The organism is Leuconostoc holzapfelii, from assembly GCF_012396485.1.
In the GTDB taxonomy this organism is placed as follows: domain Bacteria; phylum Bacillota; class Bacilli; order Lactobacillales; family Lactobacillaceae; genus Leuconostoc; species Leuconostoc holzapfelii.
In genome coordinates, this window is record NZ_JAAXPO010000008.1 from 25,688 (window position 1) to 52,460 (window position 26,773).

26 protein-coding genes and 1 tRNA gene are annotated in these 26,773 nt (G+C 44.0%); 18 read left to right on the plus strand and 9 right to left on the minus strand.

The features are described from left to right. Entirely contained in the window at positions 1 to 411 is a 411-nt protein-coding gene (locus tag HF966_RS07290) for an OsmC family protein (RefSeq protein ID WP_168677492.1), read from the plus strand. A 56-nt stretch (positions 412 to 467) separates the two neighbouring features. Here HF966_RS07290 and HF966_RS07295 read toward each other — a convergent pair whose 3' ends face one another. Genes HF966_RS07295 through HF966_RS07305 form a run of 3 tightly spaced genes read right to left on the minus strand, consistent with a single transcriptional unit; the run spans position 468 to position 3,402 of the window. Then, positions 468 to 1,145: a potassium channel family protein gene (locus HF966_RS07295; protein ID WP_168677494.1), complete on the minus strand. Its 678-nt coding sequence runs from the start codon at positions 1,143 to 1,145 to the stop codon at positions 468 to 470. 18 nt (positions 1,146 to 1,163) lie between these two features. Further along, the gene (locus tag HF966_RS07300) at positions 1,164 to 2,567 is read right to left on the minus strand and encodes a TrkH family potassium uptake protein (RefSeq protein WP_168677496.1); all 1,404 of its coding nucleotides are present in this window, start codon (positions 2,565 to 2,567) and stop codon (positions 1,164 to 1,166) included. Positions 2,568 to 2,592: 25 nt separating this feature from the next. After that, a complete protein-coding gene (locus HF966_RS07305; protein ID WP_168677498.1) occupies positions 2,593 to 3,402 on the minus strand; it encodes an SP_1767 family glycosyltransferase in 810 nt (269 codons plus the stop codon). Between the two features lie 380 nt (positions 3,403 to 3,782). On the opposite strand from HF966_RS07305, the gene HF966_RS07310 reads away from it, so the two are divergent. From HF966_RS07310 to HF966_RS07325, 4 genes are all read left to right on the plus strand, one after another. Beyond that, positions 3,783 to 5,339, plus strand: a complete 1,557-nt coding sequence (locus HF966_RS07310; protein ID WP_168677500.1) for an ABC transporter ATP-binding protein — start codon at positions 3,783 to 3,785, stop codon at positions 5,337 to 5,339. After that, entirely contained in the window at positions 5,339 to 6,475 is a 1,137-nt protein-coding gene (locus tag HF966_RS07315; RefSeq protein WP_168677502.1) for an ABC transporter permease, read from the plus strand. Before HF966_RS07310 ends, HF966_RS07315 begins: the two co-directional genes overlap by 1 nt. 2 nt (positions 6,476 to 6,477) lie before the next feature. Continuing rightward, a complete protein-coding gene (locus tag HF966_RS07320) occupies positions 6,478 to 7,434 on the plus strand; it encodes an ABC transporter permease (RefSeq protein ID WP_168677504.1) in 957 nt (318 codons plus the stop codon). 214 nt (positions 7,435 to 7,648) lie between these two features. Further along, positions 7,649 to 8,872 (plus strand): NupC/NupG family nucleoside CNT transporter, encoded by a 1,224-nt coding sequence (locus HF966_RS07325; RefSeq protein ID WP_168677506.1) that lies wholly within the window; start codon positions 7,649 to 7,651, stop codon positions 8,870 to 8,872. 43 nt (positions 8,873 to 8,915) lie between these two features. Here the strand turns inward: HF966_RS07325 and HF966_RS07330 are convergent, their stop codons facing one another. Further along, positions 8,916 to 9,830, minus strand: a complete 915-nt coding sequence (locus HF966_RS07330; protein WP_168677507.1) for a lactate/malate family dehydrogenase — start codon at positions 9,828 to 9,830, stop codon at positions 8,916 to 8,918. A gap of 227 nt (positions 9,831 to 10,057) precedes the next feature. On the opposite strand from HF966_RS07330, the gene HF966_RS07335 reads away from it, so the two are divergent. From HF966_RS07335 to HF966_RS07345, 3 genes are all read left to right on the plus strand, one after another. After that, positions 10,058 to 10,795, plus strand: coding sequence for an AzlC family ABC transporter permease (locus HF966_RS07335; protein WP_168677509.1), 738 nt, complete (start codon positions 10,058 to 10,060; stop codon positions 10,793 to 10,795). Further along, a complete protein-coding gene (locus HF966_RS07340) occupies positions 10,792 to 11,112 on the plus strand; it encodes an AzlD domain-containing protein (RefSeq protein WP_168677510.1) in 321 nt (106 codons plus the stop codon). The genes HF966_RS07335 and HF966_RS07340 overlap by 4 nt, the downstream gene beginning before the upstream one ends. Positions 11,113 to 11,251: 139 nt before the next feature. Continuing rightward, on the plus strand, positions 11,252 to 12,589 hold the full coding sequence (locus HF966_RS07345; protein ID WP_168677511.1) for an amino acid permease: 1,338 nt from the start codon (positions 11,252 to 11,254) through the stop codon (positions 12,587 to 12,589). A gap of 23 nt (positions 12,590 to 12,612) precedes the next feature. Here the strand turns inward: HF966_RS07345 and HF966_RS07350 are convergent, their stop codons facing one another. From HF966_RS07350 to trpX, 3 genes are read right to left on the minus strand one after another with little or no spacing between them, the layout of a single operon-like run. Continuing rightward, positions 12,613 to 13,368: an ABC transporter ATP-binding protein gene (locus tag HF966_RS07350; protein ID WP_168677513.1), complete on the minus strand. Its 756-nt coding sequence runs from the start codon at positions 13,366 to 13,368 to the stop codon at positions 12,613 to 12,615. After that, complete coding sequence (locus tag HF966_RS07355) at positions 13,361 to 14,260, minus strand: ABC transporter permease (protein WP_168677514.1); 900 nt, start codon at positions 14,258 to 14,260, stop codon at positions 13,361 to 13,363. The genes HF966_RS07350 and HF966_RS07355 overlap by 8 nt, the downstream gene beginning before the upstream one ends. Next, a complete protein-coding gene (gene trpX / locus HF966_RS07360; protein WP_168677516.1) occupies positions 14,257 to 15,261 on the minus strand; it encodes a tryptophan ABC transporter substrate-binding protein in 1,005 nt (334 codons plus the stop codon). The genes HF966_RS07355 and trpX overlap by 4 nt, the downstream gene beginning before the upstream one ends. A gap of 779 nt (positions 15,262 to 16,040) precedes the next feature. Here trpX and HF966_RS07365 point away from each other — a divergent pair. From HF966_RS07365 to trhA, 7 genes are all read left to right on the plus strand, one after another. Then, on the plus strand, positions 16,041 to 17,807 hold the full coding sequence (locus HF966_RS07365) for a glycosyltransferase (RefSeq protein WP_168677517.1): 1,767 nt from the start codon (positions 16,041 to 16,043) through the stop codon (positions 17,805 to 17,807). 58 nt (positions 17,808 to 17,865) lie between these two features. After that, a complete protein-coding gene (locus HF966_RS07370) occupies positions 17,866 to 18,849 on the plus strand; it encodes an ABC transporter ATP-binding protein (protein WP_168677519.1) in 984 nt (327 codons plus the stop codon). A gap of 1 nt (position 18,850) precedes the next feature. Next, positions 18,851 to 19,678 (plus strand): ABC transporter permease, encoded by an 828-nt coding sequence (locus tag HF966_RS07375; RefSeq protein WP_168677521.1) that lies wholly within the window; start codon positions 18,851 to 18,853, stop codon positions 19,676 to 19,678. 96 nt (positions 19,679 to 19,774) lie between these two features. Further along, positions 19,775 to 20,173, plus strand: a complete 399-nt coding sequence (locus HF966_RS07380) for a fluoride efflux transporter FluC (RefSeq protein ID WP_168677522.1) — start codon at positions 19,775 to 19,777, stop codon at positions 20,171 to 20,173. After that, positions 20,170 to 20,511, plus strand: a complete 342-nt coding sequence (locus tag HF966_RS07385) for a fluoride efflux transporter FluC (protein ID WP_168677524.1) — start codon at positions 20,170 to 20,172, stop codon at positions 20,509 to 20,511. Before HF966_RS07380 ends, HF966_RS07385 begins: the two co-directional genes overlap by 4 nt. Before the next feature lie 53 nt (positions 20,512 to 20,564). Continuing rightward, entirely contained in the window at positions 20,565 to 21,452 is an 888-nt protein-coding gene (locus HF966_RS07390; RefSeq protein ID WP_168677526.1) for a DegV family protein, read from the plus strand. Between the two features lie 126 nt (positions 21,453 to 21,578). Next, the gene (trhA, locus tag HF966_RS07395; RefSeq protein ID WP_168677528.1) at positions 21,579 to 22,217 is read left to right on the plus strand and encodes a PAQR family membrane homeostasis protein TrhA; all 639 of its coding nucleotides are present in this window, start codon (positions 21,579 to 21,581) and stop codon (positions 22,215 to 22,217) included. A gap of 89 nt (positions 22,218 to 22,306) precedes the next feature. On the opposite strand, the gene HF966_RS07400 is transcribed toward trhA, so the two are convergent. Beyond that, a tRNA-Lys gene (locus tag HF966_RS07400) sits at positions 22,307 to 22,379 on the minus strand. Between the two features lie 187 nt (positions 22,380 to 22,566). On the opposite strand from HF966_RS07400, the gene HF966_RS07405 reads away from it, so the two are divergent. Then, positions 22,567 to 23,418, plus strand: a complete 852-nt coding sequence (locus tag HF966_RS07405) for an undecaprenyl-diphosphate phosphatase (RefSeq protein ID WP_168677530.1) — start codon at positions 22,567 to 22,569, stop codon at positions 23,416 to 23,418. A gap of 95 nt (positions 23,419 to 23,513) precedes the next feature. On the opposite strand, the gene HF966_RS07410 is transcribed toward HF966_RS07405, so the two are convergent. After that, the gene (locus HF966_RS07410; protein ID WP_168677532.1) at positions 23,514 to 24,185 is read right to left on the minus strand and encodes an NAD(P)H-hydrate epimerase; all 672 of its coding nucleotides are present in this window, start codon (positions 24,183 to 24,185) and stop codon (positions 23,514 to 23,516) included. A gap of 135 nt (positions 24,186 to 24,320) precedes the next feature. Between HF966_RS07410 and HF966_RS07415 the strand changes: the two genes are divergently transcribed. Together HF966_RS07415 and HF966_RS07420 are read left to right on the plus strand one after the other, a co-directional pair. Further along, positions 24,321 to 24,944 carry a carbonic anhydrase family protein gene (locus HF966_RS07415; RefSeq protein ID WP_168677534.1) on the plus strand — a complete coding sequence of 208 codons (624 nt, stop codon included), beginning with the start codon at positions 24,321 to 24,323 and terminating at the stop codon, positions 24,942 to 24,944. 92 nt (positions 24,945 to 25,036) lie between these two features. Beyond that, positions 25,037 to 26,548 (plus strand): peptide chain release factor 3, encoded by a 1,512-nt coding sequence (locus HF966_RS07420; protein ID WP_168677536.1) that lies wholly within the window; start codon positions 25,037 to 25,039, stop codon positions 26,546 to 26,548. Positions 26,549 to 26,773 lie beyond the last annotated feature (225 nt).

Sequence of the window (26,773 nt, forward strand, 5' to 3'; positions counted from 1 at the left end):
ATGACCGAACAAGTGTTGTATCAAACGATCGTTGAAAACCAAGACGGTATATCAGGGCATGTACGGACGGTGACCAGTGAGGATTTAGATGTGACCGTTAGCAGTCCATTGCGTGCAGCACCAGGCACGAACCCAGAACAACTCTTGGGCGCGGCGTTTGCCACGTGCTTAAATGCCACCATTGAAGCCGAGGAAATGCGGCGTCGACTGACACATCAGAGTGTTGTCAGGGTGAGTGTCGCCTTAGCACGCGATGTCCAAGGATTTCAGTTCCATGTTAAAGCACGGGTGACCATCCCGCATGTTCCGCACGGTGAAGCAGTGGCTATACTAGCGGTGGCTGAACAGCGTTGCCCGGTGGCTAAGTTATTAGCAGGTAGTGATCATGTGACAGTTGTTTTGGATGCGTAAGTGGTTGAACAGCGACGTTAAAACATGATGGTTTTTAGGCAGAAAAAAGCACTGGATTATCCAGTGCTTTTTGGTTTATTCGTCATTTGATCGAAGTCATCGACCATGTCTTTTGGACCGACGACGGATAAGATATCTTGGGGATGAATTTGATATTGGGCATCTGGGGCCACAATCACTTCGCCGGCGTGGCGGACAGCAATGACATTCAAGCCAAATTTTTTACGAATATTGAGTTCAGCTAGCGTTTTCCCGGTAAATGCTGGGTTGACAATTTGGACTTCCGCCATGGAATAGTCATCAGATAGTTCAATAAAGTTCAGCATATTAGGCGCTAACAGCTTTCGCGCGATGCGGTCGCCCATTTCCCGCTCGGGTTGCACCACAAGATCAGCGCCAATTTTTGTTAGGACACGTAAGTGGGTACGATTCTCTGCTTTGGCAATAATATTTTTTGCCCCGAGGTCTTTGGCATTGATGGTGGCTAAAATACTGGCCTGCATGTTGTGACCGATGGCGATGATGACATGATCAAAACTAGCAATATCAAGCTTACGTAAGACATCATCTTCTTGGGCATCGGCAATGACAACTTGGGTGGCAATGTCACGATAGTCGTTGACATGTTCTTCGTTAATATCAATGCCCAAGACATCTTGCCCATTGGCAACGAGGGTTTCTAGTAAAGCGCCACCGAAGCGGCCTAGACCGATAATAGCGTAGGTTTGACGCATGATTTTTCCTTTCAAATGTTAACCGATAATGACGGATTCTTCAGGGTATTGATAGGGGGCGTGTTCACCGTGAACATTGAGAATGGAGAACATGACGGTATAAACGCCGACCCGACCAATAAACATCGTCAGCATAATGACGCATTGGCCAAATCCGGTGAGGTGGGGCGTCAGGCCCAAGGTCAATCCTGCCGTAGCAAAGGCGCTAATGACTTCAAACACAATATATTCCAGTCCAAAGTGGGTATCAGTGCCTTGAGTGAGCAGGAGTAGAAACGATAGCAGGGCCAGAAAGACTAAGGACACAAAGACAAGTAGCAGAGCGCGTGTGATATTTTCATTGGTCAGCCGCCGGTGGGCAAAAGTGACATCTTTTTTACCGCGCAACGCGGCATGTGTTTTAAGCAACAAAACACCTAAAGTGGTCGTTTTTAAGCCGCCTGCGGTTGAACCAGGTGTGCCACCAACATACATTAGCATCATCGTTAATAAGATGGTTGCGGGAGACATATGGTTGAAACTAAATTGGGAAAAGCCGGCGGTTCTATATGAAATGGCCATAAACAGCGTATTGAGCACACGGTTAACTGGTGACAGTGTATGCGCAATAGCCAAGTTGCGTTGGGTGAGTTCATACAAGAGCCAAGCCCCAAGGATTAAGCTGCCAGTCATGACTAAGGCGAGTTTTGAATGGAGAGAGAGGCGTTTGGTGTGGCGATATAATAAAATGTCTCGCCATACTAAAAAGCCTAGCGAACCAGCAATAATTAAAGCCGCGAGAATCATCAAAACTAAAGGCCGGCTAGTGTAAGCCACACCGTTATCCGGCAAAATGGTAAAGCCGGCGTTACCAAAGGCGGAGATGGCATGGAAGACCGCATAAAAACTCCCGCGTTTGACGCCAAAGTCTTGGATGAAAATCGGCGCTAAACACAGGGCCCCGACGAGTTGAATCACAACCGAGAGTTTAATGACATAGCCAAAAACTACGCGGGTATCATAAAGGCTTTCAAGACTGTAGATTTCTTGTACCATCATGCGATGTCGGAGATCCATTTGCCGTCTCGTTGCGGTGAACAGCAGGACTGAAAATGACATAAAACCTAGGGCGCCAACTTCGATGAGGCACATAATGACAAACTGGCCAAAAACGGTCCAGTGCGTTGCGGTATTAACCACCGTGAGGCCAGTCACTGAGGCTGCCGAGGTGGCTGTAAACAAGGCGTTCATGAAGCTATGGTGCAGATTGCCAAAATGACTGATGGGCAACATGAGTAGGCCAGCGCCAACCGTAATGACGGATAAAAAGCCCAAGGTCAGCCGTTGTGGCATCGAAATTTTGGACCAAAGGGTTTGTCTTTTGGATTGATTATGAAATTTTTTCATCTCCGCAGCAGAGGGTAGTTCAATTTTGCGTGACATGCCCTTATTATAACGTAATTCGGGTTTATTGGATGCGCTTGATGATTTGGTTGTCATAATCTTGATTCGTTTCGTAGGTGATGTCGGTATCGTAGTTGAATTCTGCGGTGTGTTTATGTGGTAATTTAACCTTTGTTGTTGCGCCCATTTGATACCATTCGTACTCTGAATCAATATGCCCAAGATCGATGATTTGCATGCCGACTTGGCTTAAATCCGCAGCAATTAATTTCGCTGTGGGGCCAAGCATCACGATGACTAATTTATCTTGACCGTAAGTACGAATGGCTGCTTCGATCACCTCGAGTTTGGCGTAGGCATTTTTGGCTGGGCAAATGATGCGCGTGATGGTTTGCGCATCAGCAAATAAATCATTGCCCACGCCAGACCGCGAGGTGGCCCCTTCGACGAGTAGCACATCACGGTGCGCCCACAACTGCTTGAGCTGGCCAAAGGCGGCTGTGGCCGGTGTTTTATCCAATAAATCGATGTAAGGGCGCGAAATAAATGTCGAACCGTAGACGGGAGCCCATTGGATTTCTTGGTAAAGTTTTTCGTAGTGGGCGAAATGTGCTTGCCAAAAATCCTGCGCAAATTGATTGTAGCGCTCAGTGTGGTGAAAGACATCTGGCATACAGATTAAAAGTTGCGGCGTCGACGGCGTTTCCAGCAGTGTGCGTAAGCGTGCCGCTAAAGTGGGATCATAATCTTGGTAAGGAATGCTGGCCCCAGCAATTAAGTCGATTTCACCATCGCCAAATCGGGCGACAGATGCATGATGTCGCAGAATAAAAGATAGACTTTGTGTAATAGTTAAAACATTTAGTGTGACCATAGCTCCCCCCCGAGAAATAGTAATCACATCCGTTCGATCGTGCTGGATAATTATTAAACGGCAACAATCATCCGGACAATTTATAACATCTTTCTTTAATTATACTAGAGTTGACTAGCTTTTTAAAACAACTTGCCTTGTCATATTGGGTGAAAAATGACGCGTGAAACAACTTTAAGGACAATTGGTCTAACTGCCAGGAAAAGTAGTAAATCAATTGAAATAATTGTCTTATCACAAACATGGTATAATACTCTTTGAAGAAATTCCCACGAACAGCATTTGTCCGTGGATTTTTTTAAAAATATATCAGAAAGTGGAAACGCGGTCGCATAATCCGGCGCATATGATTTGCCAGCGGCCGCGCTCTGGGAAGATAAATGACCGAATCAACACCAGTCATTGAGATGCGGCACATCGTCAAAAAATTTGGCGATTTCGCAGCCAATGATGACATTAATTTGCAAGTCCAACAAGGTGAAATTCACGCGTTACTTGGTGAGAACGGTGCTGGGAAATCAACATTGATGAATATCCTCACGGGATTATTGCAACCGACATCAGGGGAAATCCTGATTAATGGCCAACAAGTGTCAGTTGACTCACCATCAAAGTCAGATGCTTTGGGCATCGGCATGGTGCATCAGCATTTTATGTTAATTGACGCCTTTACGGTGACGGAAAACATTATTTTGGGATCCGAAGTCACGAAAGGCTTGTCACTGGATACCAAGTCAGCAGCCAAAAAGATTCAGGCCTTGTCTGAACAATACGGATTGCAGGTGGATCCTTATGCGAAAATTTCTGACATTTCCGTGGGTCAGCAACAACGTGTCGAAATTTTAAAAACGCTTTATCGCGGTGCTGATATTTTGATTTTTGATGAACCAACAGCGGTTTTGACCCCACAAGAAATTGACGAATTGATTACGATTTTGCATAATCTTGCAAAAGAGGGCAAGTCAATTATTTTGATTACCCACAAGCTAGACGAAATTCGGGCTGCCGCTGATACAGTGACGGTCATTCGTGCGGGAAAGTCCATTGATACTTTCCCTGTGGCTGGTGTGTCATCACAAGCTTTGGCTGACCTGATGGTGGGTCGCGAAGTGAGTTTCAAAACCACAAAGGCCGATGCGGTGACTGGCGAGACGGTATTAAGCATTGATAACCTTGAAGTACACGATGCCCGCGGTGTCGCTGCGGTCAAGGATTTTTCATTGGCGGTGAAAGCCGGTGAAATTGTCGGTATTGCTGGGATTGACGGTAATGGGCAGACAGAATTAATTCAAGGGATTACTGGGCTGACCAAAGTACAATCAGGTCGAGTGGTGTTACAAGGTCAAGAAATTACCAACAAGAAGCCACGCCAAATCACTGAAGCTGGGGTGGGACACATTCCAGAAGACCGCTTGCGTTTTGGTATGGAAGTTGAGATGACTTTGTCGGAAAACTTGGCCTTGCAAACGTATTACAAATCACCTTTGTCACGTCATGGCGTACTCCAAACTGATGAGATGGATAAGTTGGCTAATCAATTGGTCAAAGAATTTGACGTGCGTTCAGCGGGGATTCAAGTCCTTGCTGGCTCAATGTCTGGTGGTAATCAACAAAAAGCTGTCATTGCGCGCGAACTTAATCGTGACAATGAATTAGTGATCGCAGCACAACCTACCCGTGGGTTAGATGTCGGGGCCATTGAATATATTCATCAACGGTTGATTGCCCAACGTAACGCCGGCAAAGCGGTGTTGGTGGTGAGTTTTGAATTGGATGAAATTTTGAACTTGTCCGATCGTATTGCCGTGATTAACGCGGGTAAAATTGTTGGTATTGTTGACGCAAAAGATACAAATAAACAAGAATTAGGTTTGCTGATGACAGGGATGAGTCTATCTGACGCCCGCGCAGCACTTAAAGAAGAGGTAGACGCCTAATGACAGCACAAAAAAATTCATTTTCGGTGGCGCTATTTTCAGTCCTATTTGGTTTGATTATTGGCGCCGTAATTATGTTGGTTTTTGGTTATAATCCAATTTCCGGCTATGTCGCATTGCTCGGTTCAGCTTTTGGCTCAATGCAAGATATTGGGAGTGTCTTGACCCAAATGACGCCTTTAATTTTGACTGCGCTAGGCTTTACAGTTGCACAAACAGCCGGTTTTTTTAACATCGGTTTATCTGGTCAAGCCTTAGCCGGGTGGGTAGGTGCAGTTTGGTATGCACTCAGTTTCCCAGATATGCCAGCCTACTTGATGATTCCCAGCGCCCTGATTTTAGGGACTGGCCTGGGGGCCTTGGCGAGTGCGATTCCAGGGTGGCTACGCGCGCAATTTGGCGCAAGTGAAGTCATTGTGACAATCATGATGAACTATATTTTGCTATTCTTGGGCAACAATATTTTGCAAAATACGATGGCTAAAGGCATTAAAGATTCTGCAGAAACCACGAAGCAAGTCGGGGCTAATGCTTCCTTACAAATGAAGTGGTTAACGGATTTGACACAGGGATCAAGTATCTCAGCTGGTATTTTCATTGCGTTACTCATGATCGTCGTTGTTTGGTTTATTATGACGAAAACCACCCTGGGCTTTGAAATTCGTGCGGTTGGGTTAAATGCTGATGCCGCGAAGTATGCCGGTATGTCAGCGAAGCGCAATGCCGTCGTGGCGATGGCTATCTCTGGTGGCCTGGCTGGCTTAGCTGGCACAATTGAAGGCTTGGGTAATTACTTGAACTTCTTCACCCAAAATGGCTCACCAGCAATTGGTTTCGACGGGATGGCGGTGGCCTTGTTGGGTGGTGGCTCATATCTTGGCGTTCTAGCCGCAGCAGCTATCTTCTCAGTGTTAAAAATTGGTGGTTTAGGCATGCCAATGTCTTCCGGTGTCCCCTTTGAATTAGTTGACATCGTGACTGCATCGATTATTTTCTTCGTTGGGGCCAGTTATTTGATTCAATTAATTCAAAAGCGTGTGCAAGCAATGGATGAAAAAGCAGCGCAAACTGCAGCGGCCAAAAAGGCGGCAAAAGTGGGGTCGGCAACCGACAAAAATCAGAAAGGTGGTGAATAAAGATGTCATTAATGGCGATGTTTTCACTCGTAATTTCTAGTACATTGGTTTATTCAGCACCATTGATTTTCACATCAATTGGTGGCACGTTCTCTGAACGTGGCGGGGTGGTCAACGTGGGCTTGGAAGGGATCATGGGCATGGGTGCGTTTGCATCAGTGGTCTTTAACCTCACCTTTGCGAGCACGTTTGGTGCAGCAACGCCTTGGCTTGGCTTAATTGCAGGCGCCGTTGTTGGCTTGCTCTTTTCTTTGTTACATGCTGTTGCAACAGTGACGTTACGTGCCGATCATATCATTTCAGGTACGGTAATTAACTTGATGGCACCAGCACTCGGGGTATTTTTGATTAAGGTGCTTTATGGCAAAGGTCAAACGGTACCTATTTCGCAAGACTTTGGTTACACATCAATTCCTGGCTTGTCACATATTCCAGTCCTTGGGCAACTTTTCTTTGCCAAGACGTCAGGACCGGCTTGGCTTGCCATCTTTGTGGCCGTTTTGTCTTGGTATATTATTTTCAAGACGAAGTTTGGTTTGCGACTCCGTTCTGTGGGTGAAAACCCACAAGCGGCTGATACTTTGGGCTTGAATGTGGCGCGTTTGCGCTATTCTGGCGTGATGATTTCAGGTTTGCTTGGTGGTATTGGTGGTGCCGTCGTGGCACAATCTATTTCACTCAATTATTCAGCGAGCACGATTGTTGGCCAAGGGTTTATGGCGATGGCAGCCATGATTTTTGGCCGTTGGAATCCAATTGGCGCGCTGGGCGCTTCATTATTCTTTGGGTTGTCTCAATCCCTTGCAGTGGTTGGTGCGCAATTACCAGGTTTGAAAAATGTGCCATCCATTTGGTTGCAAATTGCACCGTATCTTTTGACAATTATCGTATTGGTGTTCTTCTTTGGTAAGACACGAGCACCAAAGGCTGATGGTGTCAATTATATTAAGGCAGCTTAGCAGCCATTTCAAAAGCTTAGTGATTGCACTAAGCTTTTTTGATGCGATAAAACTGTTTATTATTGCAAATAACGGTCGGGAATATTTTAATTTATTCCCGATTTTTGTTGTTGCTTGGCCATTCTGTTATAATGGTCAGTGATATAAATTTTCTCATGAAACAACACTTGAAATCATCCTAGGATCAGGATGAGAGAGCAGAGAGGTAGTTAATATGCTTGTAATGATGAACATCCTAAGTATCCCAATATTGATTGGGATTGCGTATTTATTTTCAAATGATAAGAAAAACATTCAATGGCGTTCTGTCGCCATTGTGCTAGCCATTGAAGTATTGTTGGCATGGTTTTTCACGCAATTCAAAATGGGGCAAGTGGCCGTGCAAGGTGCAGCCGATGGGTTTAATTGGCTTGTTTCAGTTGCTTCTGAAGGGATTGCTTTTGCTTTGCCAGATTGGTTGACTGCCAATCATGGTGGGCCCAATTTTGTCACCTCTGCTTTATTACCAATTTTACTCGTGGTGCCATTATTTGATATTTTGACGTATATTGGTTTGCTCCCTTGGCTGATTAAATGGATTGGCAAAGGGTTAGCGTTCATCACGGGGCAACCTAAATTTGAAGCATTTTTCTCAATTGAAATGATGTTTTTGGGTAATACAGAAGTCTTAGCTGTTTCTAAGGCGCAGTTGGATCGCATGTCTGCACGTCGCAACTTCACCTTGGCGATGATGTCGATGAGCTGTGTCACGTCGGCAATTATTGGGTCTTATACCCAGATGGTGCCTGGTAAATATGTCCTTACGGCGATTCCGTTAAACATCCTTGGCGCCATTGTGATTTCAGCGATCTTAAATCCAACCAAAGTGGCCCCAGAAGATGATGTCATTGTCCATGTTGCTGGCGATGGCGACAAAAAGGAACCTTTCTTTTCATTTTTGGGCGATTCTATTTTGGGTGCCGGCAAGTTGATTTTAATCATTACGGCAACCGTCATTACATTTGTTTCTTTGGCAGCGTTGATTAACCAATTGTTGAGTTTGACGGGGCTACATTGGTTGACGCTGGAAAATATGTTCGGTGTTGTGATGTTCCCATTTGCTTGGATCTTAGGCTTTAATAGCCATGACGCCTTTCAAATTGCCCAATTTATGGGAACGAAGCTCGTGACCAATGAATTTGTCGTGATGGGTGAAATTTCTAAAAATATTATGGCGCATAAAGGTTTATTTGCCAATGAACACGCGCGGATTGTGTTGACGGTCTTCTTGACGAGTTTTGCTAATTTTGGCACTTTGGGGATGATTATTGGTGCCTTTAGAGGTCTGATTGACAAAGAAAAAAATGATTATATTAGCGCTCGTGTCCCATATATGTTACTTGCTGGTATCTTGGTATCGCTTGTATCGGCAGCAACTGCCGGGTTGTTCGTTTGGTAATGCGTCAGGCACAAAAAAAGCACAATGCTGTGCTTTTTTTAATTTAGAGGTATTCGGCTGTTTTGGCGGCAATTGCATCAGCAGATTGTTTTAAAGCGGCTTGTTCAGCAGCCGTAAGTGCCAAGGTGAAATCAGCCACAATCCCGCCACGCCCAATCACAGCTGGCGTAGAAATATAGCCAGCAAAGCGTGCATCGTAGTGTGACACGATTGCTTCGCTTCGCGCATCGGACAGCACGAGTTGTGCCAACGATACGGCAGCATGAGCGATGGCGAAGTTTGTGTATTTTTTACCGGCAAACACAGTAAATCCGCCAACGCGCGCATCCTCAGCAACCTGGTCTAAATCCAGGTGGTAATTCGCGGCTAAATCGGTGGCGGTTTGACCGAGTGCTTTGACGGTAGACCAAGCTGCAAACTGTGAATCGCCATGTTCACCAAGCATGTAACCAGACACACTACGTGGATCAATCGCTAATGCCTCCCCCAAGGCACGCTTGAGACGCGCCGTGTCTAAATACGTCCCTGTCCCAAACACTTGTTGTGTGGGTAAACCGGTGGCTTGTTGATAGAGTCCAGTAATGACATCCACTGGATTGGAAATCACAATCAGCACGCCGTTGAATCCCGCCGCTTTTAGATCACGTCCTACTTGCTGTACTTCTGGTGTATTCGCCCGTAATTCCGTGAAACGGTCACCGCCAGGTTGAATGAGTTCAATGTGGCCCAGGGCTGAAATAACGACATCCGCATCGGCCAAATCTTTTGGCTCCCCCGCAGTCACAGTGACGTGATCGGGCAGTAAACTGGCGGCATCGCTGAAATCAAGCACTTCTGAAGCGAGTTTATCAGGCTGCTTGTCGACTAAAACGAGTTCGTCAGCGAGCCCCTGACTGACAATAATATGTGCCACTGTGGCACCAACATGACCAATACCTACAACACCAATTTTTCGCATCGTCTCACCTCATGAATAAAAAATGTGTTAATGGTTAGATTATACCCATTTTTATAGGAAAAAGACAAGGTTCATTAATGTTTCACGTGAAACCTTATTGAATTGTCAGGTAAAAATGAGGTGAAAAATACGATGCCAAATTGACCGGATTGTGTCACATGTGGTGGCTAAATTTATGATAAAATATAATTCTGTGCAATACTCTAAAAATATTAAGGGAGTTCATCATGTCATTGATGTCCAAAACCGATTTTCGCAAGGTGTGGAATTCGGTGTTGCCACTCTTTGTTAGTTATTTGCCGTTAGGCCTTGCGAGTGGTATTTTACTACAGTCTGTGCATTTTAACGTGTTACAGACTTTCCTAATTTCTGTCCTTGTTTTTTCAGGTGGTGGTCAATTCTTGGTCGTGTCTTTACTGGCAACACAGAGCAGTGTGAGTACGATACTAATGATGGTTTTCTTCCTAGAATTGCGATACGCTTTACTTGGTGCCACATTGTCACACTATCTAAAACAAGAGTCGAATCGCTTTTTGGCTATCTTTTCACAGTCTATGAACGATGAAAACTATGCGGTGAATCATCTCAAGTTTTTAACGGACAGTTCATGGGATGCCCAAAAGGCACTCTGGGTGAACTGGTTATCCATGTTAGCTTGGGTTTTGGCTAACGTAACGGGTACCATTAGTGCCCATTTTGTTAAGATAGATAGCAGTTTGGTCCATTTTGCTTTAACCGCGATGTTTGTTTACATGCTCGTCATGCACGTAAAGAACAAAAAACGTTTAGTGGCAGCACTGGTATCTGCTATTTTGGCCGTGTGCTTCATGATTACGATTAAGAACACTTTTGGGATTGTCTTGGCGACACTGGTGGCATCTTATGCCGGCCACAGTTTTGAGCAGTGGCAACATAAGCGGCGTGAGGTAGCTAACCCAACCGTGATTGTAGAGGAACAGGTATGAGCGAACTAGGAATTTATGGTTTAATTTTTGGCTTATTTTTGGCAGCTTATCTGCCTCGGGTACTCCCAATTTTTTATTTTTCAAAGCGACAAATCCCCAGTTGGTTCCATGAATGGATGAAATATGTACCTATCTCACTTTTTGCCGCATTGGTTGCAAAAGATGTTTTCATTAAAGGCACAGCCTTTGAATGGCGTTGGTCGCATGTTTTGACAGTTGGGATTGTCTTCTTCATTGCTTATAAAAGTCGCTCAATGGTAATTTCAGTGATTACCGGTTTGATTGCGATTTATCTGACAACAATATTTTTTGGTTAAAGTCTGCTTTGGCAGGCTTTTTTGCTAGCTTGTGTTTTTGCATGAATTTATTTCATTTAAAGATGAAAAAGTTTAGTTTTATTTCTCGATACATTTCAACTAAGATAGAGAGTATACGTGATTTAAGGGGAAAATTTTCATGACGCAAGAACATCAAATGGCACGGACTTTATCGGGTCGTCATATCAACATGATTGCGCTAGGCGGGACAATTGGCACCGGGTTGTTTCTAGGCGCGGGTGACTCTATTCAAAAAGCTGGGCCTGCGATTTTACTGGTCTATATAATTACTGGGTTGTTCATTTTTGCCATGATGCGGGCACTTGGCGAATTGCTGTTATCCGATCATGAACAAACAACGTTTATCGGTTTTATTAAAAAGTATCTTGGGCCGCGTGCTGGCTTTGTGATGGGGTGGACCTATTGGCTTGGCTGGATTATTGTTGCCATGGCTGAGTTAACGGCTATTGGGAAATATATGCAGTTCTGGTTGCCGGGCACACCGGCTTGGCTGTGGGAAATGATTTTTCTCGGGCTGTTATATATGATGAATATCGTAGCGGTCAAAGCCTTTGGTGAAGCAGAATTTTGGTTCTCGTTGATTAAAATCATTGCGATTGTCGCCATGATTGCAACGGGAATCATCATGGTTTTGGGCCACGTTCGGACTAGTGCTGGCGTGACACAACTCTCGACACTATGGTCACATGGGCTTGTTGCACATCATGGCAGTCAACTCCTGACAACCTTCCAGATGGCCTTTTTCGCCTTTTTGGGGGTTGAGTTTGTTGGGATTGCAGCATCTGAAACGCAAAATCCCAGCCACACCATTCCCAAGTCAATCAATTCAATTATTATCCGCATCTTAATCTTTTATGTTGGCGCCCTACTAGCCATTATGGTGATTCAACCTTGGACCCATTACAGTGCGGATAATTCACCGTTTGTCCAAGTATTTTCAAACATTGGCATTACGGCGGCCGCTGGGCTAATTAATTTTGTCATTTTAACAGCTGCTGCATCGTCGTTGAATAGTGCGCTATTTACTACCGGCCGCATGCTTTTCTCTTTGGCGCCTAAGACAAGTTATTTTGCCCAATTGAATCGTCGGTTGATTCCAATGCGGGCGATTACCTTTTCTGCAATCCTTGTTGCTGTGGCGATTGGCTTGAGTTACGTCTTTCCAAAGGATGCTTTTGGGTTAGTCACGTCAACTGCATCGGCAACGTTTATTGTCATTTACGTTGCGCTGATGATAACGCATCTGGCTTATCGTCGTTCGGCTGACTTTAAAACGGGCAGCCAGCAGTTTAAGTTGGCTTTTGCACCGGTGTCAAATTATTTCACGATTGGATTTATGTTAGCAATATTTGCGATTTTACTGTTGTCACCAGCAACGATGGTGACAACAGTGCTGGCGATCGTGTGGTTTATTGTGTTAACCATGCTGAGTGTGTTACGTGTTAAAAACAATTAAAAAACCGCCTACGGGCGGTTTTTTTAGGCCATAAAATAGGTTAAAATTTTGGCTTCATCTAAAGCGGCTTTTTCTTCGTCACGCACATCGAGGACAATTTTACCAGCATTGAGAATAATTAAGCGATTGCCATACTTTAAGGCATCCGCTAAATTATGAGTAATCATCAGAGCTGTCAGGTGGTTTCTCGTGACTTGGTCATTTGTGGCGTGCATCAACTGCTCTGACGTTTTCGGATCCAATGCCGCTGTATGTTCGTCAAGTAATAGCAATTCTGGTTTAACACGGGTGGCCATGAGAAAGCTCAAAGCTTGACGTTGGCCACCGGATAGATCGCCAGTCGCGGTCTGTAAGCGGGTATCTAAATTATTTCCCATGACCTTGGTGAGTTGGGCATACTCAGCGAGCTTGTCTTTACTGAGTCCACGGGGTCTCAGCGTGCGCTTTTGGCCGCGTTTTTCAGCCAATAAAAGATTTTCGGCGACGGTCATGCGTGGCGCCGTACCCATTTTAGGGTCTTGGAAAACGCGTGCGATGGTGTTGGTGCGGGATACCGCCGTGGTGTTAGTAATGTTTCGTCCGTTGTGTGATAAGGTGCCGGAAGCAACCGGAAGATTACCAGCAATCGTGTTGAAGAGCGTCGACTTGCCGGCACCATTCGTGCCGAGCACTGTAATAAAATCACCAGCATAAATATCAAAATTCAGCTGATCAAGGATTCGGACGTTGTCACCAACAGTGACAACAATGTCTTGTAATGAAAATACGGGGCTAGTCATGTGTGATCACTCCTTTTTTAATAACGTGGTCGAGTTTCAGCGCATGGCGTAAACGTGGTAGCATCATAGCAACCGCCAGGACAACAGCTGAAATCAAATTCAAATCGTTGGTTGAGAAACCAAGTTGTAGCACGGCTAACAGGACAAGACGGTACAAAATTGATCCCACAATCACTGCCACCAGGCGTTCATTTAGGGATAAGTCGCCAAATGCGACTTCACCAATAATGATGGATGCCAAAGCAATCACGATAATGCCAATCCCCATATTAATGTCGGCGTAGCCATTGTTTTGTGCAATCACGGCACCACCAAAGGCGATCAAACCATTGGAAAGCATCAAACCCATAATGGTCATGCGATCCGTCTTAATTCCGATAGATTGTGCCATGGTGGGATTATCACCTGTAGCAATGAAAGCTTGTCCGAGTTCTGTTTGCAAGAAGAAAACAAGGCCCAAAGTAATCATAGTAATGATTATGAAGCCCACAACAACGGAATCAAAATATTTTGGTAAGTGTTGGAGAAAGGCTGATGAGAAAATAGACTTTTGATTGAGCAAAGAAATATTGGCTGACCCCATAATTCGTAAATTAATGGATAGCGAGGCCGTCATCACCAAGATACCGGCCAAAAGAATGGGGATCCGGCCTTTGGTGTAGAGTAGACCGGTCGTTAAGCCGGCTAAAGTGCCGACCACAAAGGCAGCGAGGGTGGCGAGGTAAGGATTCACCCCGTGGGCAATCATCGTCACCGCAGTCGCGGCGCCGAGAGGGAATGACCCTTCAACGGTCATGTCGGGAAAGTCTAAAATGCGAAAGGTTAAAAAGAGGGCCACGCCTAGGACGGCCCATAGTAACCCTTGGCCAATACTTGATACAATGATACTCATTTGATTACTTCTCCTTTTGTCTCTGCTGCTTTAACCATGCTGTCGGGTAGGTGGATGCCTAGTAGCTGGGCTTGCTTTAAATTCACAACCATATCCCCTTGTGTAATAGTTTTAACTGGGTAGTTGGCTGGATTTTTACCTTTCAGCACCTTGGCAGCCATGATACCGGCTTGATAACCGATGTCATATTGACTGACGGAAATCGTTGCTAACCCACCATCCTTGACCATGGTATCGACTGCGGGGATGACTGGAATTTTATTCTGGTTGGTCACGTTAATGAGGGTTTTCATGGCACTCGCCACGCCGTTATCTTGTGGGGCATAGACCACGTCTACTTGACTCGCCATGGTTTCGGCGACTTGTTGCATATCATTTGTCGTTGAAATCGTATAAAGCTTAACGTCGTAACCGGCTGCTTGGGCGAGTTTGGCCATATTTTTGGCATTGTACTCCCCACCATGATCAGAAGTGGTATAAATAATACCAAGTTTCTTGGCGTTTGGCACCGCTTGCTTGATGACGCTGAGATGCTGAGAAAGCGGTGAATCACCGGTTGTGCCCGTGACATTATTGCCAGGATGTTGCGTTGTTTTAACCAGACCCGAACCTGCCGGGTCAGTGATGCCGGCCAAAATAACTGGGTTGCCACCGTTGGCGGTTTTAGCCAATGACAATGCAGCGGGTGTGGCGATACCAATGGTTAAATCAGCATTTTCATTGGCAAATTTTTGGGACATTGTTTTCAAGTTGGCTTGGTTGGCTTGGGCATTTTGATAATCAATTTTGATTTTCTGTCCGCTATAACCTTCTGATTTTAAGCCGTCGAGAATCCCGCGATGAATTTCATCTAACGCGGGGTGCGTGACTAATTGCAGAATCCCAACTGTTGGGACGTAGTTGGCCTTTTTTTCGCTGTTGGCGGGGTGACTTGTTGTCACAAAGGCAACGGCAAGGAAGGCGAGGATGGCCGTGATTGTGGCTAATAAGCGTTTGTTCATCTTCAAATCTCCGAATTTTTCTGTAAAATAAAATTGACCTTGGACGGCCACACAGGGCTTTCCAAGGTCAAAAGAAAAGTCTGTATGGCATATTTCCATACAGACCCGAATGTCTCACAAAATGCGTCGGTATGGATAAAACAAATGTTTTAAACATCAGCTTTATCCGTTACCGAAAAGCTGACTTACCGACGCCACCAGGCATTGTTCAGTTGTGCAAAAGCATGTTGCATGACTTAATCTCCGAGTTGTTTATGGCTTAAGAATACTAAGAATTTGATGAGTTGTCAATAGTTGATTGAACTAAATCCTGTGAAAATTAACGCACATGGTAAAATAGTTGAAGTTACCGAAATTTGTTTACGAGATATTCTTGATATGATGCGCAGGGTTTTGTTAATCACTGGTAAATTTCAATGCGCGGATCCTACTGGTAACTGCTTTATTGTATGATCTTAAAAATGTTGTTGTAATCTCATTTTTTTCATAAAAACACTTATGATTAGCACTTGGGCTTTTTAAATATGCTCGGAAATATGGTACACTTAGTCATACTAAAATAAACTGGGGGTTGTTGTTCCATTTTTTGATTTTAGATAATTGATTATTGCACCGACGCGTGAATATGTCCGGGGTGAGCACAACGCACTAAATTTGGATGCTCGAACAATGTCGTGATTTACCCACGCACTTGTGAAGGGAATTTAAGCTTGGTGCCAATCAAAACATAATGTATCATCGTTTCATAAATTTCAATACATAATACAAGGATTATTAAGATGACAAATGTTCTACAAAATTTTATTTACCCAAGTAATCAAACACTAGGATCGAAGGAAAAGTACCTTCGGGTTGAAGGCAATGTTTATTTCGGTGGTAACACATTGGAAATGACTAAATTTGCTAACGTGCAATTTGACACTTATTATAATGCGTTTTCAATTCCATTGTGGCGAGAAAATGTTGGTTTAGCGGACACGCAATTGACGATGGCTGGTTCAGGGACTGTCGATGTGGAATTATGGCATTTATCAAATCGTAACATTAAGGAATTTAAACAGAGTGTTACTATTGAACTTACTGAAGATCGTCAGGTGGTTTACGACTTAGACATTACCAATCCATTTGCTTATAGTGGACTCGTCTATATCAAAATAGTGGCTAAGCGCGATGTTGAAGTGACGGCAATTGCTTGGCAAACACGGACAGCTTATCGTCGAGATGCTAAACTGGGAATTTCTGTGACACACTTCAATCGCAAAGCGTATGTTTTACCAGCGATTAAGCGTATCAAGGATGGCTTGCTGGATGTTGCGGAATGGCAAGAAAAAATTGACTTCATCGTAGTTGATAATTCAAAGAATATCACAGAAGAAGAAGCCATGGGTGTGACTATTATTCCAAATGAAAATACTGGTGGTTCTGGTGGCTTCACACGTGGCTTTTTATATTATAAGAATGATACCGATGCAACACATGTTTTGTTCATGGATGATGATGCCAGTTTAGAAATTGAAAGTATCAAGCGTGCTTATCAAATTCTGTCATTTGCCGAAAAAGCGAATACTGCTGTTGGTGCGGCATTATTTTATGAAGATCGTCCGGATATGTTGATCGAACGTGGCGCGCAGTTAGACGCAAAGGCAACGTGGTTAGCGAAGTTCCGCGATACTGATGCGACACGAGCAGGTGATGTATTAGGACAAGAATTGGATGAAGAAAAGAATGAGTATTTTGGGTGGTGGTTTAATGCCTTTCCAATTGAGTACACGGATCATTTGACTTTACCGTATTTTGTCCGTGGTGATGATGTATCATTTGGTGTCTTGAACAAGTTCCACATGGTGATGGGGAATGGGATCGCTGCCATTGCTGAAAATTTTGACTATAAAGTTGCAGCCATGACAGAATACCTTGATTTACGTAATAAGCTACTGGTGAACAGTCTATTTATCAACCGACCATCGCGAATGGTTATGTATTATTGGAAGTTGGTTTTGGAGTCAGTGCTGGCTGGACGTTATGGTTTTACAAAAGTTTATAATATGGCGCTACGTGATTTTATCCACATGTCACCCGAACAAATGGTGAAAAACGCCAATATGCAAGATAATATGGCTAAGATTAAGCAAATTAGTGCTGAAAACGCTTTACATGAAATTGATTTAGCCGATTATGACTTAGTGCGTACTAACTCACTTGCCGAAGATTCAAAGGTGACGATTTGGCGTCGCATCACGCTAAATAAACTATTTTTCCCACTACGCAATGACAAGATCATCTTCCAACCATACATGCGTGTGCCAGCATATCGCCAAATTTCAGGATTTCGAAATATTTTGTATGTCAACCCGGAAAACGGCAAGGGATTCGTAGCGAAAATTAACCGTTTTAAGACGCTAGGTGGATTGTTTAATGGGTTCTTTAGTGGCATATACTTGCTGTTTTCATATGGTCCGGTGCGTTCTCGGATGCGCCACGCATTGCCATATTTGACAAGTGAATCAATGTGGCATCAAATTTTAAATCTTAAAGACAAGGATTAATTAATTTTCATCAACGTAGATTTTGAGATTGATAATAAATCTTTGAGAAAGATGAAGTATGACAAACGAAAATAAAAAAATTATGGTACGCGCAGAAGGTTTAACTAAAAACTTCTCGCTGTATGCAAACCAATCAGAAAAGTTGAAGTCTATTTTTAAAGGCAATCAGGCTGAGTCTAACTTTTGGGCCTTACGGGGCCTTTCTTTTGAAGTCGAGGCGGGCGATGTTGTCGGCATTGTCGGCACTAATGGTTCCGGGAAATCAACGCTTTTAAACATTTTGAGTGGTGTCATTCCGCAAACTTCAGGCACGATGCAATTGAATGGGTCAATTGGTGTTGTTGCCATCAATGAAGGCTTAAACTGGGAATTAACGGGGCGCGAAAATATTCGTCTTAAGCAAATCATGATGGGCAGAAGCATTAAAGAGATCAATGCAATGATGCCAGATATCATTGAATTTTCCGAGTTGGGTGAGTTTATTGATCAGCCGGTCAAAGATTATTCCAACGGCATGCGCGCCAAACTTGGCTTCTCAATTGTGACACATAATGACCCAGATATTTTAATTGTTGATGAGGCATTGTCTGTTGGTGATTCAAACTTTGCCAACAAAGCGTTGGGGAAGATAAAAGAATTTATTGCTGAAGGTAAGACAATTTTCTTTGTTTCTCATGATTTAGAACAGGTGCGTCAATTTACAAATAAAGTGATGTGGATTCAATATGGCAAAATGCGTGATTTTGGGCCTACAAAGGTAGTTGCTGATGAATATGCGGCATTTATTAAGACGCTAGATGCAATGGATGGGGCTGAACGGGATCAATATGTTGAGACACAAAAACGTGCGCAACGTATTTTTAAAATTGATGAGGTAAAAGATGATCTAAAAAGTCGAGGATATGATGAAAATGACATTCAAAATATTACAAAGTTCCGAAGTTTTGAGGGATTTAGTCGTGTTGGGTTATATGGCTCGTTGTTAATCGTTATCGCATTAATGGCGTTAATTGCCCAGAATTATTTGAAGGGTGGGATGTAAAATGTGGACTGTTGTGAAATCGATTTTTGACCTCGCAGCTGAGCAAGTGCGCAACATTGGGATGACTTTCCGACTTGCTATTTATGATACCCAGGCCCGTAATGCCCACAAATATCTTGGCACACTTTGGGAAATCCTTGATCCCCTCTTTCAGGTATTAATCTATGCTGTTATTTTTGGTGGGGGTTTTCGAACAAAGGCACCAGTCGAAGGCATGCCCTATTTTGTTTGGATGTCAGTGGGTTTTTCAGCATGGTACTTGGTGAACCAAGGTTTCTCTGATACAATTCGTTCCATGCAAGATCAAATATTTATGGTGAGAAATGTTAAGTTTCCAGTTTCAATCTTGCCATCAATCCGCGTCGTGCAAGTATTCCCAGCCGTTGCATCAATTTCTGTCGTTGCCGCTATTTCAATGATTGTAACGGGTAACTTTCATCCGAGTCTATATTGGCTGCAAATTGTTTATTATGGCCTTGCTGCTTTATTGATGCTGTTTTTCTTAGGTATTTTTTCAGCAACTATCAATATCCTCATTCCGGATTATGATATGATTATTCGTCAAGTGCTTCGATTGACCTTCTTCATGTCAGGTATTTTGTTTCAACCAGAAAAAGGCACATTCTTTAATAATTTGATTTATTATTCAACTAAAATTAACCCATTTTATTATATTGTTAATGGATGGCGAGAGACGTTCTTATACCAGCACTGGTTTTGGAATTCTCCTGCCAGTATGATGATGTTCTGGCTGGAAATTCTATTGTTTGCTATTATTGGGTCTCATTTGTATTTGAAATTTAAAGATCAATTGATTGATTTTGTTTAGCATGATAATCATTGGTCAAATCGGTAGGCGACGGCTTTCATATAGAAATCCGTCGCTTTTTTGCTCATTGGCCGTAAAGTTGTTAGAATAGAGGATATGCAAAAACAATATCATTATCTAACTGAAATGGGTATTGTGAGTTTAGGTGGTGGAATTGGCGGCAGCCTACGCTATCTCCTACACTTTGTCCCAGGCATTGGCCAACTTCCTGTGATGACCATGTTGATTAATTGGTCAGGCACATTTTTTTTGGCGTTGTTAGGCGCTTATTTGGCACAGAAAGTGAGCAGACTCGCCGGCTGGCAAGCGTTTATTGGGACCGGCGTGATTGGCGGCTATACAACCTTTAGTACAATGATGTTACAAACCTTTCAACTCGCGCAAACGCAGCCGATGTTTGCGGTCAGCTATCTCTTGTTGACGCTTGTGGGTGGACTGGTGCTATTGCGAGCAGGACATCGGTGTGGCCTTTGGTTAGGCGGAGGCCAAGTATGAGCATCCTAGTGGCAATATTTATTGGCTCTTTTTTGGGCACGTTAGGCCGTTATCTGTTGATCACGTTTTGGCCGTGGCAAACAACGTATTTGACCGCGGTTTTTGCCGTGAATATGTTGGGCGCTTTTTTAATGGGCGCTATGTTTGCCACTGGGACGCTCCAACTTTGGCACGGCGCGGTGGCAACCGGTGTTTTGGGCGGACTCACCACGTTTAGTACGATGATGACGCAAAGTGCCCAACAGCCACGTCAGCAAATACGTTACTTAGGGTTACAGGTTTTATGTGGTCTGTTGAGTTTTGGCGCTGGGAGTACCTTAGCAGCCCTGTTAAAATAAATTAATTGAACCCCAAATACCGCAACATGCGACATTTGGATTGGGAGAAAACAATGTCTAAAATAGCAATTATTAGTGATTCCGCTTCAACGATTCCAACCACATTGCGGAATCGCTATCATATTTTCCAAGTGAACGATCCGATTATTTTCGGGGATGAAGTTTACAAAGAAACTGTTGATATTCAAGGTCTTGGCGCATTAGTTAAGATGATGAAAGAAAAGAAAATGGTAGCGTCGACCTCACAACCAGCACCTGGTGATTGGGAACAGGCTTTAAATGATGCTAAAGCGGCCGGTTATGATGCAGCACTGATTGTACCGATCTCTTCTGGTTTATCCGGCGCCTTTCAAACGGCCCAAGCGGTAGCTGCAAGTTACGATGGTATGGCTGATGTGCGCGCTTGGGACTCGAAGTTTGCCGTAATGGGGTCGGGTATGCAAGCCGTGATGGCCGCGGTGATGGCAGAAAAAGGGCAATCCCTAGATGACATTTGGTCCGCATTAACAGCCTTACGTGAGACGTTTGACGTGCGTTTTGTTGTGAATGATATTTCCCATTTACAACGCACTGGGCGATTATCGCGTGGGGCAGCACTTGTCGGTGGTCTATTGAATATCAAGCCCATTTTATCTATGGATGTGCAGGATGAAGGTAAAATCGGTGCGGTTGGGAAAGCGCGCAAGATGAGCGGCGCTTTGAAAGAAATCAAGGCCGCGCTCGATCACTATTTGACCCAAGTTGATTACCCAGTTCGGGCGGTGGTTGTTGATGGTAACGATCCTAAATTGGGTGATAAGTGGTTAAAGGATCTCCAAAATGACTATCCAACTGTAAAGTTTGAACGTGGTGAAATTGGCGCCTACATCGGCGTGCATACTGGTGATGGTGCCATGGGCGTCCTTTGGGCACGCGATTGGGAAACATTGATTGGTGAATGATAGCAGTAGGTAAGGGTGACCTTGGCTACTGTTTTATTTCGAAGTGTTTTAATCACTTGTTTAATCTGGCGTTAAAGCAACGCGTGGTATAATAATATCACAAAATTAATATACGGGGACAACTAAATGAAACGATCAAAAGCATACCAAATTACTTATGAGGTATTGAATGCCGTGACGCATGGGCTGGGTTTTTTACTGGCGATTGCAGCAGGTATTTTATTAATTTTTCACATATTACGGCGACCAGTCACGGGACTTGAAGTGACGGCAATTGCCATATATGTTGCCACGGTTGGTTTTTTCCTACTAGCCTCAACGTTGTTTCACTCATTGGTGTTCACGCGGGCTGCAAAAGTCTTTCAGTTTTTTGATCATGCGGGGATTTATTTGGTCATACTCGGCAGTTATACGCCTTATACTTGGTTATTGATTAAAGGTTGGGTGGGTTGGACCATTTGGGGTGCCATTTTAGCCATGACCGTTGCTGGGTTTATCTATGATTTATTTTTTGTTGGTCGCTGGCCATGGGTATCGGTGACAATTTATTTGGTCATGGGTTGGTTAATTGTACTTGCCATGCCGGTGTTGTGGGGCGTTTTGTCGCATACGGCGTTTTGGTTATTAGTTGCTGGTGGTTTGACCTACTCAGCCGGTACCATTTTTTATTTGGTACCTAAGATTCCGATGGGGCATGTGTATTGGCATGTGTTTGTATTGGGTGGCGCCGGTTTAATGTTTGCCAGTATTTATATCAGTTTATAATGAAAAAAGCGCACAACATCGTTGTGCGCTTTTTTGAAGTTGGTGTGCAAGAAAAAACAGGCCATCGACACGATGACCTGTTGCATGAGTGGACAGTCAGGGGCTCGAACCCTGGACCCACGGATTAAGAGTCCGTTGCTCTACCAACTGAGCTAACTGTCCAAAATATTGCGTTGTTTCAAACAACATATAATATAATACCATGGCATGTTGAAATGTGCAAGCCTTTTTTAAAATAATAATCGGACAGATGTTCTCTGGCGGGTACGGCGAATATAGTATAAAATAAAGGAAGTTAAATTGGAAGGGAATGTGTCTGATCGTGGGTCAGGCACGCAGTGAGTAACTTATGTTAGATTTTATCAAATCAATTATTATTGGCATAGTTGAAGGAATTACCGAATTCTTGCCGGTATCATCAACTGGGCATATTATTTTGGCTGAATCATTAATGAATATCCCTGGTGGCGCTGTTTGGACGAAGAGTTTCACGGCCGTTTTCGATTATGCGATTCAGTTGGGCGCCATCTTTGCCGTTATTCAACTGTATTTCCACAAATTAAACCCCTTCTCAACGCGTAAGACACCACGCGAGCGCTTCCAAACATGGCGTCTGTGGATCAAGGTGATTGTGGGCGTGCTGCCAGCTGTTGTGTTTGGTTTGTTGCTAAATGACTTTATGGATGCGCACTTGTTGAATCCCTGGGTGGTCTCAGCAACCTTAATTATTTACGGTATCGCCTTTATTGTGATTGAAAATCGCCAAAAAGGGATTGCGCCTCGCGTCACTGATGTGAATAAGATTACTTTCCAAATGGCCTTGTTCATTGGCTTATTCCAATTATTGTCATTAGTTCCTGGTACTTCGCGTTCTGGGGCAACGATTCTAGGGGCCATTTTGCTTGGCGCATCACGCTTTGTTGCGGCTGAATTCTCGTTCTTCTTGTCAATTCCAGTGATGTTCGGGGTGACTATTTTGAAGGTGGGGATGTTCCTCTTACATGGCGGTTCGTTTACTGGGGCGCAACTTGTTGTGCTATTCATTGGCTTTATTGTTTCATGGATTGTGGCTTGGTTTGCCATTAAGTTTATGATGCAATACATTCAAAATAATGACTTTAAAGCCTTTGGTTGGTACCGAATTGTTGTGGGTGTCTTATTCTTAATCTTAGGTGTGACTGGTTTAGTTCACATGTCATAATCAAAAAGCTTTCAAACGATCGTTTGAAAGCTTTTTATTAATTGAGCTTGTAAAGGCACCCATGTGATAGCGTATAAAAACAACCGACTGAATGATCAGTCGGTTGTGTCGTTTTCTAAGCGTTCAGGTTGTGAAAAAATCATATCAGCTGGTGTCAGGAGGCCGATATCTTTGACCACAACGTGGCCAGAAAGGTAGCCGCCCACCTTTTGCGTTAGGCCAATTTTATTATAGCCAAAAGTGACGGTGGTATGTGCTTTGAGCGCTGCACCACGCACTTCACCGGTTGTGGCATCAATACCTGTGGGTGTGTCCACGGCAATGACAGCCTTTTCGATATGGTTTGCTGCTTTAATCATTTTCTGCAAACCTTCGGGTAAAATGTTGTTCAAACCAGTGCCAAAAATTGCGTCAATGATTAAAGTCGCCTGGTTAAAATCGCTTTTTTCGGCGCGAATTAAGCCGTGTTTTTCAATGATGGCCAACTGGCGTTGGACAGTATCCTTTGCACGTGCCACGTTACCCACGAACTGCAAGGATACGTTGAAGCCTTGCGCATAGAGTAATCGGGCAATGGCGACGCCATCAGCACCGTTATTGCCCAGGCCAGCGAGGACTAAAATATGTTCTAGATTAAAATGGCCAGCCCCAATCACTTCAAGGACTGCCATTGCGGCACGTTCAATCAGTACATCTTGTGGCATACCGATTGTCTCTACCGTATAATTGTCAATTTTTTGCATTTCTGCAGCCGTTACAAGTTGCATTCTCGTCACTTTTCTTTCTCAATCTGAATTTTATTATACAGGATAAAACAGTATCGTGGGATGAGATTTACTTGACTTGTTAATGTTCGCCTTTTTCTCTGATACAATAGTTAGTAAATCTATTGGGGGTATCACATGCAACACTTAGACTACAGTCAACAAGCTACTTGGCAACAGGCAGACGACACACCATTTCAATCGCCAATCGACATTAACCAACAACAGGTGAAGCCAATGACGGCCTCAAACTTGGGCATTACTTTTCAAGGACAAACGACCTATGACGATCGGGTTGTAGGTGAACAGTTTTTAGTCCATGGGACATTGCAATTGGCCGGCGAAACGTGGCAATTGGAACGGTTTCATTTTCATGATGGTGCGGAACACTTGATTGACGGGCAACGTCATGATGCCGAAATTCATTTTGTTTTCTTACAAGGTGAGCGTGTCTTGGTCTTAGCAGTTTTAGCTGATGCGTCCCGTGAGGTCACGTCAACGCCTATTACAGACATTTTCAATGGGCCAGTGGCGGCAACCACGCTTGTTGCGTTATTGCCCACCGAGCGGGCCTATTATCGCTATGTGGGCTCACTAACTACGCCACCGCTTGGTCGCGATGTTACGTGGTTAGTTTTGGCGCAGCCGATAATGATTGCACCAGCAGATGTCGCCTTACTACATGCACATTACCCAGAGAATTATCGTGAGGTACAGGCACTGGCTGGTCGTGAAATTTTATCCATTCCTGATGAAAAATAAAGCCATCGCATGGCTTAATATGTGAATCGTTGGCATCGCGTACGGTGCTTTTTTTGTTGTGAAACACCGCTATATCAGGTAAACTAGAGATTATGGAAAACTTTCAAGAACAATTAAAAAATCGGCGTACTTTTGCGATTATTTCGCACCCCGATGCCGGAAAAACAACACTGACAGAGCAATTGTTGCTGCACGGTGGGGTCATTCGTGAGGCCGGGACTGTTAAGGGCCGTGGCTCAAATAAACTTGCGTCATCCGACTGGATGGCAATTGAACAACAACGTGGGATTTCAGTGACGTCTTCTGTGTTGCAATTTGATTTTGATGGCAAACGCATCAATATTTTAGACACCCCAGGGCACGAAGATTTCTCGGAAGACACGTACCGGACATTGATGGCCGTGGATTCGGTTGTCATGGTTGTCGATGCCGCCAAAGGGATTGAGCCACAAACTAAGAAACTCTTTGAAATCGTAGCCCAGCGTGGCATCCCTGTTTTTACGTTCTTTAACAAAATCGATCGTGATGCGCGACCAGCATTGGACTTGCTAGATGAACTAGAGTCAGTCTTGGGGATTCAAGCTTATCCGATGAATTGGCCAGTCGGGTCAGGGCAGATTTTGCAAGGGATTTATGACTTGCAACGGGATACGATGGTGCCGTTTAAAAATGCATCATCGCATCCCGAAGTGGTGTCAGAAACCATGGATGAAATCGAATTGTTACGGGATGCGGGTAATCCGTTTGACCGTGAGGCGATTGCGCATGGTCGTTTGACCCCAGTTTTCTTTGGGTCAGCCCTGGTTAATTTTGGGGTAACTGAATTCTTGCGGGATTATCTGGCTTACGCGCCAGCCCCCGCTGCGGTGACAACTGTTGACGAACAAGTCGTTGCCCCTGAAGATGCTCAGTTTACTGGCTTTGTCTTCAAGATTCAAGCCAATATGGATCCCCGTCACCGTGATCGCATCGCCTTTGTGCGGATTGTATCGGGTGAATTTAGCCGCGGGATGGATGTCACGTTACAACGCAACAGCAAGAAGTTGAAGTTATCAAATGTCACGCAATTTATGGCTGAAGAGCGTGAGAACGTGCAGACGGCTGTGCCAGGCGATATTATTGGGGTTTATGATACGGGGAACTTCCAAATTGGGGACACCATTTATGCCGGCAAAAAAGTCGTGCAATTCCCAGATTTGCCAACCTTTACCCCAGAACTCTTTAATCGGGTGATTGCTAAAGATGTGATGAAGCAAAAGTCTTATCATAAGGGCATTCAACAATTGGTGCAAGAAGGCACGATTCAACTCTACAAGTCTTGGCAAGGTAGTGAGTATATTATCGGGGCCGTAGGCCAATTGCAGTTTGAAGTGTTCCAATTCCGAATGGAAAATGAATATAACGTTGAAATTCAATTTGAGCCAATTGGGTCAAAAGTTGCGCGCTGGATTGCCCCGGAGCAGTTAGACGAGAAAATGGCATCAAGTCGTAACTTGTTGGTGAAGGATCGCTATGATCAACCGGTGTTCTTGTTTGAAAACAAGTTTGCTATGAACTGGTTCCACGACAAGTATCCAGATGTTGTCCTTGAAGAAAAAATGTAATTTTGAAGTCAACCGCACAGGTTGACTTTATTTTTAAAAAATATTGTAAGCGGTTGCAAGTTGTGTTATAATAAAGGCAACAAATGAAGAGGAGGCCGTTAATGACGCAAAGTAATTTATCAGAAATTGCAACGTCATGGGGCACCATCTTGTAGACTACGGTTAATAAAAGACATGTCCAAATTGGATGACACTAACAAATGATTTGAGTGATTAACCAATGTC